We start from the raw sequence: 13,780 nt of genomic DNA, 5'->3' as shown, positions 1-13,780 counted from the left end.
GAGATGTGAGATGTGAGATGTGAGATGTGAGATGTGAGATGTGAGATGTGAGATGAAAAGAACGCGAGAACCGATTCGACGCAAACGTTCTTTTCGTTGGGCTGTCCACCAACAAGGAATTCACTCAGGGTCAGGGGAAAAGCAGCAGTTTCAGGGCGAAGACCAGCACCGTGACCGTCACCACCTTCTTGATCCAGTCATGCCCCCTGGCCACCGCCAGCCTCGGCCCGATCACGCCGCCGACCGAGTTGCCGGCCGCCAGCGCCAGGCCGAGCGCCCAGTTGACCTGGTCGTGGTAGATGAACACCCCGAGGGCGATGAAGGTGTAAGTGAAGATGACAAACACCTTGACGGCGTTGATCCGCACCAGGTCGAGACCGTGGACCAGCAGCGCGGTGATGACCAGGAAACCGACCCCGGCCTGAACAAAACCGCCGTAGACGCCGACGCCGAAGAAACTGATCACCAGGATCAGCTTGCGCAACGGACCGAAGACCACATCCTCGCGGCGGAAGCGTTTCATCGGGTCGAGGGCGGTGAAGACCATCACCCCGATCATGATCAGCGCCAGGATGCGCTTGAACAGCTGGTCATCGAGACTGATCGCCAGATTCGCCCCGAACCAGCTGCCGAGCAGCGCCGGTGGGGTGCAGAGCAACGCCAGCTGCAGCGGCAGCATGCCGCGCTTGCGGAAACCGCGGATGGCGAAGATGTTCTGGCAGAAGATGGCGATGCGGTTGGTGCCGTTGGCCATCGCCCCCGGCAGGCCCATGAAGATCAGCAGCGGCAGGGTCAGCAGCGAACCGCCGCCGGCCAGCACGTTGAGGATGCCGGCGATTACGCCGACGGCGAATAAGAGCGGGAGTTGCCAGAGGTAGGGGTCCATCAGATCATCCTTCTTGATCAGAAAATATCGTCGATATCATCCGGCGGGGCCTCCGTCGACTCCTTGGACGATTGAACACCAGCGGATTTCTTTTCCGCCGCTTCGATCTCCCGCATTTCTTCCCACGTGATTCCGTAGGGAAAACCGCCCTCCGTATAGCCGGCAATATAGGCGAAATGCTCATCTGAGTATGGGAGTTCTTCCTGTTGTTTGGCAAGCAAACCTTTTCTGGGGCGTTTCATCGTCAGTCCGTCCAATCCTGTGTTTCAACCATTTGCCGCCCCAGGGAAAGGCCTCAGCCCCCAGCTGCTCGCGCAGGACGAAAAGCTCGTCTTCCAGGGCCTCGACCAGGTCTGCCTGAGACAGATTGCGGACATTGGGCACGATAAACACCCGGTGCAGAAAACCGGCCACCAGCGGCGCGTGACGGGCGCACAGCAACCGCCAGGCCGGGTGGCTCTGGCGGAGCAATTCCAGGGTGGTGTAGTCGAGAGGCATGAGGGGGACTCAACTCAAGGCCGCAAATATCTTGCTCAGATAGCTGCTGCCGTCACGCAACCTGGCATCATTCTCGAATTGCTGCTTCGCTTTATCGTTGTCGAACTCAAAGCCTGAATCACAAAAGAGACGTCGAATTCTCTGACGGTTGCAAGGTTTCAGTTTCATCAATCAGCCCCCGAGCCAGCCGAATAAGCCTGATCAACTCGATTGGGCTTATCGGGATAACGTAACTGAAGCACCCCATGGGCCACCATGGGGGTCAAATACCTGGCGCGCAGGCTGTCCGGGTTACGTTGCAGCAACCCGGCCAGTTCCCGGCGGGTCAGCCAGCGTCCGCGACACATTTCAACAATCAGCTTTTCCATTTGCTCCGGCGGCAGTCGCTGACTGCGTCTGGCCGGTTCGGCAATCTTCAGGAGTAGCGGGTCAACCTTATGTACGGAGTCAAGGTCCTTATGTACGGAGTCAAGGTCCTTATGTACGGAGTCAAGGTCCTTATGTACGGAGTCAAGGTCCTTATGTACGGAGTCAAGGTCCTTATGTACGGAGTCAAGGTCCTTATGTACGGAGTCAAGGTCACCAGGCAGTGTAGAATCCGGCAGACGATAGCGTGTCCAGCGCCCCTGCCCTTCCTGTTGCAAGGCTCCTTTCGAGACCAGACCCTGCAGAATTCGCGTCACGTCACTGGCATGTCGCCCAGAGATCTGCCGCATTCGGGCATTATCGACCGCTCCCTCGATATCGGCTGTCACCAGCGCCTGGACCTCGAGCTTACTGAAACGGCCGAACCTGGCTCCGAAACACGTCTGCAACCGTTGCAGGGAATCCTCGGGGATCAGGCTGACCATCGGCAACACCCAGAGTACCCGATCGGGTTGGACCTGTTCCCTGACCATGGGCGAGCGCCAATGCTGTGAATTCCATCCCTGAAGGATCTTGTCGACCCCGGAGCCGGCTTTTTCCGCCCCGCCGATCATCATGAACATGGTCTGCAGCGACTTGTTGCGGCACTCGCTGACATTGCCGCGCATCAGCTGATCGAAGGAAACCAGCAACGTTCCCGGATTGGAGAACTCGAAACGATCCTTGTGCTTTTCGACCACGATACCGCCCTGCCCCTGATAGTCGGCATGGATCAGCGCATTGACCAGGGCCTCGCGAATTGCTTCGTGAACAATGGTCTCGCCGCGACGAAACAGATCGCTGTCGAGCTGGAAGGGGAGCTTCAGATCCTGGGCCAGCCTCTGGATCACCCGCAGATAGAACTGAAACAGATTCGCCGGCCAGGTTCCGTCAACAGTCAAACGGTCGGTCCAACGGATTTCAGGATCAGTCGACAGCTTTTCCCGGTAATCGACATGGTATTGCGGCACCGCTTCGCGGATCGCCTCATCACGACCGAACATCAGCAGCCCGGCCACCGTCACCCCTTCGATGCCGCTCAGCCGGTCGCGGCGCCAGCCGCCCAACTTGGCGAGCAAGCCGACATCGTCCTCACTCAACCAAGGGTGGGTCGGTTTGTGTGAGGCAAAACGCTGCCGATACTGCTGCAGACTCGTCCGGTCCAGGTCGTCCAGGGTGAAGCCTTCGAGAATTCGGCTGTCGGCCGGCTGCTCGGCACGGTCGGAGAGCATCCGGCCGACTTCCTGTTCCGTACAGTGATAATCCCCCTCGAAATTGCGCCGGTAGGTTCCGGTCAGCGGGTTTTGGCCAAGAAAGACCGGGCGCTGGTAACGGGTTGCCTGCGGCACGCGAATAGCGAGTATCAGCCCGTCCGGATGTGGCACTTCGGCCAGATCGGTATCACAGAGCAGGTTCTGACTGACCTTGCCCCGGTTGTTGATGGTATCCCAGAAATTCTTCTTCAGTTTCTCCGGGTGGTCGACTCCGCTGACCCGGCCGTCATCCTCCACCCCGAGCAGAATCGCGCCGCCGTGGGTATTGGCCATGGCGCAGTAGGTTTCCCACAGGCTGCGCGGCAGGCCGCCCCTGGCCGACTTAAATTCGAGATCGTCATTCTCGGTCCAGTCGAGCCGGGCCAGAATATCGACCGGATCGATTCTTGTCAGCTTGCTGCTAGCCATGACATCTCCAGCTTAAAAAAAACAATCTTCCCGAAATTTACCGTACCTATTCATCCTCGTAAATTGAAGATCAAACTGAAAGTTTGCGAAGAGAAACTGCTGCAAACTATTCCCCCGCCAGCTCCCGGATCACTTCCCCGGCCATGGTCAGGCCGAAGATCGGCGGGATGGTACTTGAGCTGCCGAGAATCACCCGTCGGTCGGTGCAGCGCCAGCGCTGATCCTCCTTGTTGGGACAGATGCAGTTCTCGGCGCAGACCGCGGTCCGATCTGACAGCTCGCGGAACTCCTCGGTTGAATAAACCACCTTGACGCCGCGCTCAATACCTCTTTTGCGCAACTCCCGGCGGATGATTTTCGCCAGGCGGCAGGTGGTGGTGTCGGCCAGGTCGGCGACCCGGATCCGGGTCGGGTCGAGCTTGTTGGCAGCCCCCATCGAAGCGATGATCGGGATCTTGCGCTCGATGCAACTTTCGATCAGGTGCAGCTTGGCGGTAATGTGGTCGATGCAGTCAAGCACGTAGTCGTAGTCGCCGGCGAGCAATTCCTCGGCATGCTCGGCCTCGTAGAAGGCCTGCAGCGGCCGCACCTCGCAGTCCGGGTTGATCGCCCGGCAGCGCTCGGCCATCACCTCGACCTTGGACCGGCCGATGGTCCCTTTCAGGGCATGGATCTGGCGGTTGACATTGGTCAGGCAGATCTCGTCGAAATCGACCAGGGTCAGCTTGCCGACCCCGCCGCGCACCAGCGCCTCGGCGGCATAGCTGCCGACCCCGCCGACCCCGAACACGACGACCGAGGCCTCCCGCAGGCGCCGCAGGCCGTCGTCGCCGAGCAGCAGTTGCAGGCGGGAAAAACGATGTTCACTCATAATACTCAATTCGGCTAAAGGCGAAAGGCTCAAGGGTCGAGGAAAAACCACTGCGACTCGGTCATGTCCAGGGTTCATTTCCTGGTTGCGATTGCCGGCGCAGGATCCGGTGGGTGTTTTCCGTCGTAATTCTGGCCGTTTCCTCACTGTCCCAGCCCCTGATCTCCGCAACTTTCGCGGCGATCAGCGGCAGCCACTCGGGCCGGTTCGGTTCGCCGCGATGGGGATGCGGCGGCAGATCCGGGGCATCGCTTTCAAGAACAATGGCATCATCCGGCAGACCGCGCAGCACTTCGACCCTTTTGCGGGCATTGGGATACGTCAACGGTCCGCCGAAGGCGATGACGAAACCGAGATCGACAGCCTCGCGGGCGATCTGCGGACTGCCGCCGAAGCCGTGCAGAATGCCGCCAACCCGTTCGGCCCGTTCCCGGCGGAGGATGGCAAGCACCTCTCCCCAGGCCCGCCGGCAATGGATCAGTACCGGCTTGCCGGCGGCGACCGCCAACTGCAGCTGCTCGTGAAAGGCCGTCTCCTGCAGCCGGCGCGGGATGTCGATCATCCCGTCCAGGCCGATCTCCCCGACCGCCGCGCACTCCGGTTGCTGCAGCAACCCGGCCAACTCCGTCGCGGCGGAGTCATCCCACTGCGCGGCCATCATCGGATGCAGCCCCGGTGCCGCCCGGACATCGGCATCGGCAGCGGCGATCGCCAGCAGGTCCGGCCAGTGCCGGCGGCGGACTCCCGGCAGCAGCCAACCGCCGACTCCGGCCCGGCGCGCGGCGCTGAGAGCCGCCCCGGCGGTGGTTTCGGGAGCCAGCCGGTCGAGATGGCAATGGCTGTCGAAAAGTCGTGAAACGCCTTCTTTCATGGTCGGCATGCTAGCACAACGAAGCGGCCGGCAAAACCCCGCTTTTACTTGCCTGTGGAGCTAAGCCATGATACTTACAAATGAATTGCCCAGTTTGCGGCGACTGCCAATCATTGACCATCATCGGAGGGAGTCCCGTCATGGCCGACGCGTCCGCCAGCAATATCTCCTACATCCGCAAGGTTTTCTATTTCACCCATGCCACCGGCATCCTCACCGGCCTGCTGTTCCCCTTCGCGGTCTCGCCGCTGCTCGGCCCGGCCGCCCGCAGCTGGCCGTTTATTCTCAGTTGCCTGTTCATGGGCTACGCCGTCGGCGCGGCGATGTTCTTTTTTGTCCGCATCACCCTGAAAAAGCAGCTCCGCCAGCAACTCGACCTGCTGCAGCCGCTGCTCGGCACCATCGATATCGAGCAGGAGACGGTTGAGGGGATGCACCAGGCGGTAGCGGCCTCGGTCAACCAGGTCGATCAACTGGTACGCGGGCTGCTGCGGACCATCGACGAGTTCGTCCCCCTCTATCACGGCATGGCGGACGGCAGCCGTTATCTCTCCGACCGGGCCCGGGACGGCCTGGCGGCGGCCATCCAGACCCGCCAGAACGTCGAGCAGATGGATGCCAAGCAGCAGGAGATCGAGGAACAGGTACGGCAGCTGACCAACCGCTCACAGGATGAAGCCTCCATGTCGCGCGAACTTTCCGCGTCGCTTGAAGAGATGGCGGCGGCCATGGACCATTCGACCGCCAAGTTTCTCGAAACCTCGTCGAGCGTCGACGAACTGGCGTCCAGCGTCATTGAGGTTTCCAGCCAGGCCGAAGAGATCGCCCGTTCGGTCGAAGGGACGGCGCAGGACCTGGATGCCACCGGCGCTGCCCTGGAGCAGATTCGCAGCGGCGTTCAGCAGGGCGCCGAACAGGCCGAGAATGTCAAGCAGGATGCCGAAAACGGCCTGCTGGTGGTACAGCGCTCGATTGACGAAATGGACCTGATCGAGGACGAAAGCCGCAAGGCGATGGCCGCCATGGAGCGCCTCGCGCAGCAGACCGGCGAGGTGGCCAAGATCATCGAAGTGATCCGGGACCTGGTATCCGACACCGAACTGCTCGCCTTCAACGCCGCGATCATCGCCGCCAAGGCCGGCGAGGAGGGCAAAGGCTTTTCGGTCGTGGCCGATGAAATTCGCGACCTCGCCGACCGCACCACCAGCAGCGCCCAGGATATCCAGCGCATCGTCAAGGCGATCGGCGGGGAAACCAAGGAGGTCACCTCGGCGGTGGCCGCCACCAGTGAGCGGATCGAAAAGGGCAAGGAACTCTCCCGCTCCGCCGGCGAGGCGCTACGCAAGATTCTCACCAGCTCGGTCGAAGCGGTCAATGCCTCGGAAGAAATCGCCCGGGTGACCGGCTCCCAGGCCGAGCGCGCCCGCACCCTGCTGGACGATGCCGGCCACAGTCTGCGTTCAGTCAAGGCAATTGCCCGCGCCATCCAGGAGCAGCAGTCCGCCATCGCCCGCATCCAGGAAGGGGTCACGCAGATGAAAGCCGCCTCCGACCAGATCGCCCACGGCATGGAGGAACAGGTGCAGGCCAACCGGGATTTCGATCGCGGACTGGCCGACCGTGAACGGCAGATCAAGGCGATTCAGGACGCGACCGGCTTTCAGCGGCAGATCTCCAGCGAGATCTTCGAACATTTCACCGCCTCTGAAGAGCGGCTGCGCAAGAATGCCGACCGCGCCAAGGTCATCCTGGAGAATATCGAGGTCCTGGAGACCCTGGTCGAGAAGCTGCGCGGCCAGACGGAACGTTTCCAGCACTGATCCGGAAGCTGGTCTCCCCTCTCCTTTTTTACCGGCCCCGTTGCGGGCGTCAGATAATCCCGTGCAGCGGGCCGCCCGGCCCGCCCAGTTCGTCAACTTTCTTTTCCACCTCGGGCAACTCTTCCAACGGCGGGGCGTGGTGCGCCTTGAGACGGGCATCGATAACCAGCGGGCCGGTGCAGCCCCAGTGCTTGTGAAGCGTGTCCGCGCCGAGGCCGTCGATATCGACCGCCGGATCGGAGCGGGTGAAGACCGTCCACAGCCAGTCGTCGAGGGAACGGGCGACAAACTGCGGATCATCGACCAGCACCACCAGCGCGATGCCTTCATCCATGCCGAGTTTTTCCTGTCGGCGGCAGAACTGGTCGAGGACCGGGTCGTTGCCGTGGGGCGGGGCGCCCCAGGCCGGAGCCCGGACCGCCAGCACGCCGGGCAGCGGCAGGGTCGGATCGGAGAAGCCGTCCGGCAGGCGCAGGTTTTCCGGCAGGACTGCGGCAAGGCGGCGCAAGGGTTTTCCGACCGCCGCCACCACCAGCTTGGAGCCCCGATTGAGACCGCGCCCCGAGTAATCGAGGGTGTCGATGGTGGTGCGGGTCTGGAAATGCAGGTCACGCCGCCAGTCAACCCGTTCCAGCATGAAGCGCAGGAAATCGTCGATCCGCTGCAACTCGGGCGGATTGTCGCCGGCGTTGGCGATCAGCAGATACTTGGCCAGCGACAGCTGTCCCTGGCCGAGAATGGCATTGGCCTGGGTGAGCAGTTCCTGGGGACGACCCGGTTCGGCGTAAGGAGTGTAGCGCTCGCTGCCGACCGCCAGCAACAGCGGATGAACACCGGCGGCATCGACCGCGTGGACGGCGTGAACCCCCGGCAGAACCTCGGGGATCAGTTCGCCGGTCAGTTCATGAATGAAGGCGCCGAAACTGGTATCCTCCTGCGGAGGACGACCGACGGTGGTGAAGGGCCAGATGGCATCGGGCCGGTGATGGACGGTTTCGACCCGGAAGACCGGAAACTCGTGGCCGAGACTGTAGTAGCCGAGATGGTCGCCGAACGGCCCCTCCTTTTTCAACACCGCCGGATCGAGCCAGCCGGTGAGACAGAAGTCGGCCTCGGCCGGCATCGGCAAGCCGTTGGCGGCACTGGTCAGGTCAATCCGCCGGCCGCCGAGCAGCCCGGCAAAGGCGATTTCCGGCATCCCCTCCGGCAACGGCATCACCGCCGCCACGCTCAAGGCCGGCGGACCGCCGACGAAGACATTGACCCGCAGCGGCTGCCCGGCTTCCAGGGCTCTGCGGTGGTGAATGGCGATGCCGCGATGGATCTGGTAGTGCATCCCCGCCTCAGCGGGACCGTAATCATTACCGGAAATCTGCACCCGGTACATGCCGAGGTTCGAATGGCGCCAACCGGGCGCGGCCGGATCTTCACTGTAGACCTGCGGCAGGGTGATGAAGGCGCCGCCGTCCCGGGGCCAGGAAACCAGCTGCGGCAGCTGTTCCAGCCCGGTCCGGTGCGCCAGGATCGGCGCCTTCCGCACCCGCCTCGGCAGCAGGTACCGAGCGGCCAGCGGCGCCCGCAGCAGGGCGCTCGGACTCTTCAGCAGTTCCCGCGGGTCGATTTTGGCCCGGACCAGGGTTTCCACACCGCGCAGGGCGTCACGAAACAGCCAGCGGGTTCTCTCCAGGGTGCCGAACAGGTTGCCGAGCATCGGAAACCGGCTGCCCCGCGGCCGGGTGAAGAGCAACGCCGGTCCGCCGGCCCGGTAGACGCGGCGCTGTACGGCGCCGATTTCCAGGCGCGGGTCGAGTTCCTGTTCAATGCGGATCAGCTCGCCCCGTCGTTCCAGGTCGGCGATGCAGTCCTGAAGATTTCGATATCCCATCTGTTGTTCCTCATGCGGTGGACGTCCGCATCATAACGGAGCTGTCCGCGGAACTCAACACTCCTCCATCCCCCCTAAATCCTTACAGGTTTGCAAAAAAGGAGATGAACGGGACCGCTCTTCATGCTAGTTTAGAAGTTCTGCTATGGGAATTGCCGTGCATCAAGAGGGCGGAGAGGGGGGCTTTCCCGCGGCTGTTTCCGGACCCTAACCCGACTGAAGCCCTATGAAGCACTCCTGGTGGCACCGTTGCCTCAGTCATATCCGGCAGGCCCCTGATCTCGCGGGGCTGCACACCCTTTGCTGCAGCATCTGCCGGCAGTTGAAGATTGACCATTTCCTGGTCCTCGGCGGCCAGCTCACCAATCCGGCCGAAGCCGGTCTCTCGGCCCTTTCCGGGCTCCCCGATGACTGGTGGTCTCTGCTCTGCCGACCGGAACGTTTTCAAAGGGATCCGACCCTGAAGCATGCCCTGCAATCCCACCTGCCGCTCTTCTGGGACGACCTGCCGCAATCACTGGAAGACGAGGGGAGGGACTTCATTGCTGATGCCGGAACCCATGGCCTGGTTGCCGGACTGACGATTCCGGTGCATGGTCCGGCAGGGCTGTTCGGAGTTCTCACCCTGGCCAACGGCAGCGACCACCCGCAGCCGGAGAAAAGCCTGCAGCAGGCCCTGCCCAGGGCCTGCCTGGTCGCCGGCTACCTGGTTGACGGCCTGTTGCGTTGCAGCGACGAACAGGCACAGCCGCCGGCGACCGTCCCTCTGACCGGGAGAGAGAAGGACTGCCTGCTGTGGACCGCGAAGGGTAAAACCTCCTGGGAAATTTCCAGTATCCTGCATATCGGTGAACGAACGGTGATCTACCATCTCAACAACGTGTTGCGCAAACTCGGCGCCGCCAACCGCCAGCAGGCGGTGGCCAGGGCCTGCGCCCTGGGATTGCTGACCCCCGAATTTTCTCTGGATCGAGCGGTGTCCGCTCCGGTGGACACCGGGGAGCGGTAAACGTATGGCTCCTTCTGCCGCAATCCTCGTCTGGGGCCCCGGCGCTCTCCAGACGCTGCTGCCGACAACCGGAGACTTTTATCTCTGCCGAACCAGCGCCGAACTGATGCTTCGCCTCAAACAACAGGAGTGGCAACTGGTCCTGCTTGCCGGCGTGGAAGAAGCCACCACGGCGGCGCTTTCCAGGGCGATCCGGGCCGTCAGGCCGCAATTGCGGATCATTGAACTGCGGCCCACCGCGACCTCTGCGCAACGACCGAAACTCCCCGCTCTCAACCGCAACCGCCTCTTCCACGCTCCATTGAAAAAATCACCCGTTTGACGGATCCACCCCTCCTTCAGCCTTCAGACAATCGGCAGGCCGAGTCGGCGGGCAAGAGCGCGCGCGGCCAGGCGCAGACCGTCACTGATGCTCGGATAGACGTGGACGGTGGTGGTCAGCTGGCTGACATCGAGACCAAAGCGCACCGCCAGGGTCGCTTCGTGAATGATGTCGGCAGCACGCGGGGCCAGCATCTGGCAGCCGAGCACCCGCCCTGAGGGCCGTTCGGCAACCAGGATCACCCCGCCGCGGCGATCGCCCATCACGTGCGCCTTGGGAACCTGGTCAAGATCGACATAGGCCTCCTCGACCTCGAGACCGCGGACCCGTGCCTGCGCAGCAGTCAAACCGACGGTGGCGAATTCCGGATCGCAGAAAACCGCCATCGGCGTGTGGGTGTGGTCGATGCGACTGTCCGCCCGCGGATCGAGAATGTTGTTGACGGCGACCAGCGCCTCGCGGGCTCCGGCCGGGGCGATCAGCGGTGGTCCGGTAACATCCCCGGCGGCCCAGATGCCCGTGGTGCTGGTGCGCATGCCGGCATCGACCTTGATGAAACCATTCTCGTCGACCTCCACTCCCGCCCGGTCAAGACCGATATCTTCAGTTGCCGGCGCGGTGCCGACCGCCAGCATCAGCCGTTCGGCGCAGAGCCCGACCGGCGCTCCCCGAACCTTCGAGTAGAGACAGACCCCCTGCGGCCTTCCCTCGACCCGCTCGGTCTCGACCTCGGTCATGATTTCAACCCCCTCATCATGAAGGATATCGGCAAACATCCGGGTCAGACGCGGATCGAATTCGTGCAGCAGGCTTTTTCCCCGTTCCAGAATGATGACCTGGGTGCCGAAACGGGCAAACATCTGCCCCATTTCCAGGGCGATCACGCCGCCGCCAAGCATCAGTACCGATTGGGGAAAGTCGGGCAGATGCAGGGCGCTGTAGCTGGTCAGGTAGTCGACCGTGTCGAGACCGGGCAGGGGAATCACCCGCGGCGCGCCGCCGACCGCGATGAGAATCTGTTCCGGGCGCACGATTTCAGCGCCGACCTGTAACGCCCGCGGCGAAAGAAACCGTCCATGACCGCGCAGCACCTCCAGCCCCGGGGTTTTTTCCAGCTCGTGCTGGTAATGGGTTTCACGCAGGGTTTCCACCGCCCGCTGCTTGAGACGCATCAAGGTGCGACAGTCGGGCGGTCCGGCCTTGAGGTTCAGCCCCCAGGCTTCTCCGCGGCGCGCGGCGTGGTACATTTCGGCCTTGTCGATCAGGGTCTTGCTCGGAATGCATCCCCAGTTGACGCAGGTGCCGCCGAGGTGACTCTGTTCGATCATCAGCACCTTTCTGCCGGCGGCGGCGGCGCGACGGGCGGCGGCGAAGGCGGTGGTGCCGCTGCCGAGAATGGCGAGATCGGGGTGTCGGGACATCAGGCTGGCGGCTTTCTCCAGGTGCTGACGATGTTCTCTTCGAGCCAGGGGTAGCGGCCGTCGAGAACATCCAGGGCCCGGTCATAGGCGAACTGGTCATCGTTGCGGTAGACCGCCCGGTGCAGCACCCCGATACGCCGCCGCGCCTGTCGGCAGAAGAGGTCGGCAACCGGTTCGCTGCCGCTCGGCCCGTGCAGCGAAGCGGCGCGGGAGAGAACCGCGGTCATGGCAAACAGTTCGGCGCCGATATCGACCAGGCGGGCGAGAATCGCCTGCTTCTGCTGCAGCCCCCGGCGATAGAGCAGCATCATGTGGAACAGGTCACGGGCCAGCATGCGGCTGCCGTTGGCGACAAAACGGAGATGGCGCCCCAACAGCCCCGGCATGGGCGGCGCCCCGGAGAGGGTCAGGCGCGGCAGCCAGAGCTGCGGATACCAGCCGGCATAGAAAGCGGCGGCCCGTCCGAGGTTGATTTTGGCCGAGGTGGTCGACGCGCCGGCGATGCGCAGATGCGGATCGAGAGCTTCGCGGGCGATGAAAAGGTGCATGATTTCGCTGGTGCCCTCGATGATGCGGTTGATGCGTGCGTCGCGCAGCATCCGTTCCACCGGCATCGGCAACTCCCCCCGGCCGGCGAGCGAGTCGGCGGTTTCGTAGCCGCGCCCGCCACGAATCTGCAGCAGGCTGTCGACCCCCCGCCACATCGCCTCGGTACACCAGAGCTTGGCCATCGCCGCTTCGAGGCGGATGTCGAGGTCGTCACGGTCGGCCATCGCCGAGGTCAGCCAGGTCAGGCTCTCGACAGCAAAGGTATCGGCCGCCAGGGTAGCGATTTTGCCCGCCACCGCCTCGTGGCGACCGATCGGCGCTCCCCACTGCTCCCGTTCGTTGGCCCACTGGCGGGCAATGGCATTGGCCTGCTGCAGCACCCCACCGGCTGCCGCCGGCAGGGTCAGCCGTCCGGTGTTGAGGGTCTGCAGCGCCAGCCGCAGCCCCTGGCCGCGACCGAGGACGATATTGTCGTTCGGCACCCGGACATTCTCGAAACGCAGCAGCCCGTTCTGGACCCCCTTGATGCCCATGAAATCGCAGCGATGGGCGACACTGAGTCCCTCACTGTTGCCTTCGACGATAAAGGCGGTGATTTCCGGATGGTCGGCCGCCGGGTCGTTGCTGCGGGCCATGACGATCAGCAGGTCGGCAATCGGGCCGTTGGAAATCCACAGTTTCTGACCGTTGAGGATCCATTCGCTCCCCTCGGCATTGAGCGTCGCGGTGGTGGCCATGCTCGACGGGTCGGAGCCGACATCCGGTTCGGTCAGGGCGAAGGCGCTGATGGCCCCCTTCGCCAGCCGCGGCAGGTATTTCCGTTTCTGCTCGTCGCTGCCGTACAGCTTGAGCGGCTGCGGCACGCCGATCGACTGGTGGGCCGAGAGCAGCACCGCGGTCGAGGCGCAGTGACTGGCGATAAGCTGCACGATGCGGTTGTAGTTGACCTGGGAAAGGCCGAGACCACCGTATTCGGTCGGCAGCTTGATGCCGAACAGGCCCATTTTCGCCAGACCGGCGATCACCTTTTTCGGAATCTTCTTCTCCCGGTCGATACGGTCGGCGTCGACCTCCCGCTCCAGGAAGGAACGCAGTTCGGTCAGAAGCTTATCACCGGCTTCCCTATCTTCCGCCGACTGCTCGGGGAAGGGGAAAACCAGCTCCAGCGGCAACCGTCCCATGAACAGTTCGCCGACGAAACTCGGCTTGCGCCACTCGGTCTCACGGGCCGCCTCGGCCACGGCGAGGGAGCGTTGTTTGTCTGTGTTGTTGTCCATCATGCGAGTCCTCCGATCCGTCCTTTCCAAGGATAACAGGGAATGGGCGGCTCGCACGGAGGACAAGAGAACAAGGGGAAGGGCAAACGGATCCGTCTAACCCAAATCCACCGGCTGTTTTGCGGACCGAGGGTGGCGGGACGGGTGAAGATGCGAGGCGCCGCGCCGCTTCGGGCGCAAACGTAGCCGAGCTACGTTGAGTACCGATGCGGTGAAGGCAACGAAGCAGATTCAACCGCAACCCTGAATCAGTGAGCCCCTTGTCGGCGGATGGCGCAAGTCAT

At 63.0% G+C, this 13,780-nt stretch carries 11 protein-coding genes and 1 pseudogene; 3 read left to right on the top strand and 9 right to left on the bottom strand.

The features are described from left to right. Window positions 1-130 precede the first annotated feature (130 nt). The 6 genes and pseudogenes from B5V00_RS12755 to B5V00_RS12735 all read right to left on the bottom strand — a co-directional run bounded on the left by B5V00_RS12755 (window position 131) and on the right by B5V00_RS12735 (window position 5,213). A complete protein-coding gene (locus tag B5V00_RS12755; RefSeq protein ID WP_085011187.1) occupies window positions 131-886 on the bottom strand; it encodes a sulfite exporter TauE/SafE family protein in 756 nt (251 codons plus the stop codon). Window positions 887-903: 17 nt separating this feature from the next. Then, on the bottom strand, window positions 904-1,128 hold the full coding sequence (locus B5V00_RS16995) for a hypothetical protein (RefSeq protein WP_139800769.1): 225 nt from the start codon (window positions 1,126-1,128) through the stop codon (window positions 904-906). Window positions 1,129-1,171: 43 nt separating this feature from the next. Then, window positions 1,172-1,384, bottom strand: a pseudogene (locus B5V00_RS12750) (DUF3375 family protein); the annotation flags it as partial. Window positions 1,385-1,551: 167 nt separating this feature from the next. After that, the gene (locus B5V00_RS12745) at window positions 1,552-3,471 is read right to left on the bottom strand and encodes an RNA-binding domain-containing protein (RefSeq protein WP_216355488.1); all 1,920 of its coding nucleotides are present in this window, start codon (window positions 3,469-3,471) and stop codon (window positions 1,552-1,554) included. 106 nt (window positions 3,472-3,577) lie between these two features. Next, the gene (locus B5V00_RS12740) at window positions 3,578-4,342 is read right to left on the bottom strand and encodes a tRNA threonylcarbamoyladenosine dehydratase (RefSeq protein ID WP_085011186.1); all 765 of its coding nucleotides are present in this window, start codon (window positions 4,340-4,342) and stop codon (window positions 3,578-3,580) included. Window positions 4,343-4,403: 61 nt separating this feature from the next. Beyond that, window positions 4,404-5,213 carry a TatD family hydrolase gene (locus B5V00_RS12735; protein ID WP_172399746.1) on the bottom strand — a complete coding sequence of 270 codons (810 nt, stop codon included), beginning with the start codon at window positions 5,211-5,213 and terminating at the stop codon, window positions 4,404-4,406. A gap of 140 nt (window positions 5,214-5,353) precedes the next feature. Between B5V00_RS12735 and B5V00_RS12730 the strand changes: the two genes are divergently transcribed. Further along, window positions 5,354-7,033, top strand: a complete 1,680-nt coding sequence (locus B5V00_RS12730; protein WP_139800768.1) for a methyl-accepting chemotaxis protein — start codon at window positions 5,354-5,356, stop codon at window positions 7,031-7,033. Between the two features lie 49 nt (window positions 7,034-7,082). Here B5V00_RS12730 and B5V00_RS12725 read toward each other — a convergent pair whose 3' ends face one another. After that, entirely contained in the window at window positions 7,083-8,918 is a 1,836-nt protein-coding gene (locus B5V00_RS12725) for a UbiD family decarboxylase (protein WP_085011183.1), read from the bottom strand. A gap of 226 nt (window positions 8,919-9,144) precedes the next feature. On the opposite strand from B5V00_RS12725, the gene B5V00_RS12720 reads away from it, so the two are divergent. Both B5V00_RS12720 and B5V00_RS12715 read left to right on the top strand, forming a co-directional pair. Further along, on the top strand, window positions 9,145-9,927 hold the full coding sequence (locus tag B5V00_RS12720; protein WP_085011182.1) for a LuxR family transcriptional regulator: 783 nt from the start codon (window positions 9,145-9,147) through the stop codon (window positions 9,925-9,927). A 4-nt stretch (window positions 9,928-9,931) separates the two neighbouring features. Continuing rightward, window positions 9,932-10,249: a hypothetical protein gene (locus B5V00_RS12715; protein ID WP_085011181.1), complete on the top strand. Its 318-nt coding sequence runs from the start codon at window positions 9,932-9,934 to the stop codon at window positions 10,247-10,249. Window positions 10,250-10,272: 23 nt separating this feature from the next. Here the strand turns inward: B5V00_RS12715 and B5V00_RS12710 are convergent, their stop codons facing one another. Together B5V00_RS12710 and B5V00_RS12705 are read right to left on the bottom strand one after the other, a co-directional pair. Further along, the gene (locus B5V00_RS12710; RefSeq protein WP_085011180.1) at window positions 10,273-11,670 is read right to left on the bottom strand and encodes a dihydrolipoyl dehydrogenase family protein; all 1,398 of its coding nucleotides are present in this window, start codon (window positions 11,668-11,670) and stop codon (window positions 10,273-10,275) included. After that, window positions 11,670-13,499, bottom strand: coding sequence for an acyl-CoA dehydrogenase family protein (locus tag B5V00_RS12705; protein WP_085011179.1), 1,830 nt, complete (start codon window positions 13,497-13,499; stop codon window positions 11,670-11,672). Before B5V00_RS12705 ends, B5V00_RS12710 begins: the two co-directional genes overlap by 1 nt. Between the last annotated feature and the right edge of the window lie 281 nt (window positions 13,500-13,780).

Origin of the sequence: Geothermobacter hydrogeniphilus (assembly GCF_002093115.1) — a bacterium.
GTDB classification, from domain to species: domain Bacteria; phylum Desulfobacterota; class Desulfuromonadia; order Desulfuromonadales; family Geothermobacteraceae; genus Geothermobacter_A; species Geothermobacter_A hydrogeniphilus.
Note: the sequence above shows the minus strand (reverse complement) of the source record. Positions and strands in the feature narration are given on the sequence as shown.

What these genes read in the sequence shown, in the direction of transcription:
- B5V00_RS12740 (WP_085011186.1), bottom strand. Translation starts at nt 4,342, where the DNA reads ATGAGTGAACATCGTTTTTCCCGCCTGCAACTGCTGCTCGGCGACGAC.
- B5V00_RS16995 (WP_139800769.1), bottom strand. Translation starts at nt 1,128, where the DNA reads ATGAAACGCCCCAGAAAAGGTTTGCTTGCCAAACAACAGGAAGAACTC.
- B5V00_RS12735 (WP_172399746.1), bottom strand. Translation starts at nt 5,213, where the DNA reads ATGAAAGAAGGCGTTTCACGACTTTTCGACAGCCATTGCCATCTCGAC.
- B5V00_RS12705 (WP_085011179.1), bottom strand. Translation starts at nt 13,499, where the DNA reads ATGATGGACAACAACACAGACAAACAACGCTCCCTCGCCGTGGCCGAG.
- B5V00_RS12755 (WP_085011187.1), bottom strand. Translation starts at nt 886, where the DNA reads ATGGACCCCTACCTCTGGCAACTCCCGCTCTTATTCGCCGTCGGCGTA.
- B5V00_RS12715 (WP_085011181.1), top strand. Translation starts at nt 9,932, where the DNA reads ATGGCTCCTTCTGCCGCAATCCTCGTCTGGGGCCCCGGCGCTCTCCAG.
- B5V00_RS12725 (WP_085011183.1), bottom strand. Translation starts at nt 8,918, where the DNA reads ATGGGATATCGAAATCTTCAGGACTGCATCGCCGACCTGGAACGACGG.
- B5V00_RS12745 (WP_216355488.1), bottom strand. Translation starts at nt 3,471, where the DNA reads ATGGCTAGCAGCAAGCTGACAAGAATCGATCCGGTCGATATTCTGGCC.
- B5V00_RS12720 (WP_085011182.1), top strand. Translation starts at nt 9,145, where the DNA reads ATGAAGCACTCCTGGTGGCACCGTTGCCTCAGTCATATCCGGCAGGCC.
- B5V00_RS12730 (WP_139800768.1), top strand. Translation starts at nt 5,354, where the DNA reads ATGGCCGACGCGTCCGCCAGCAATATCTCCTACATCCGCAAGGTTTTC.
- B5V00_RS12710 (WP_085011180.1), bottom strand. Translation starts at nt 11,670, where the DNA reads ATGTCCCGACACCCCGATCTCGCCATTCTCGGCAGCGGCACCACCGCC.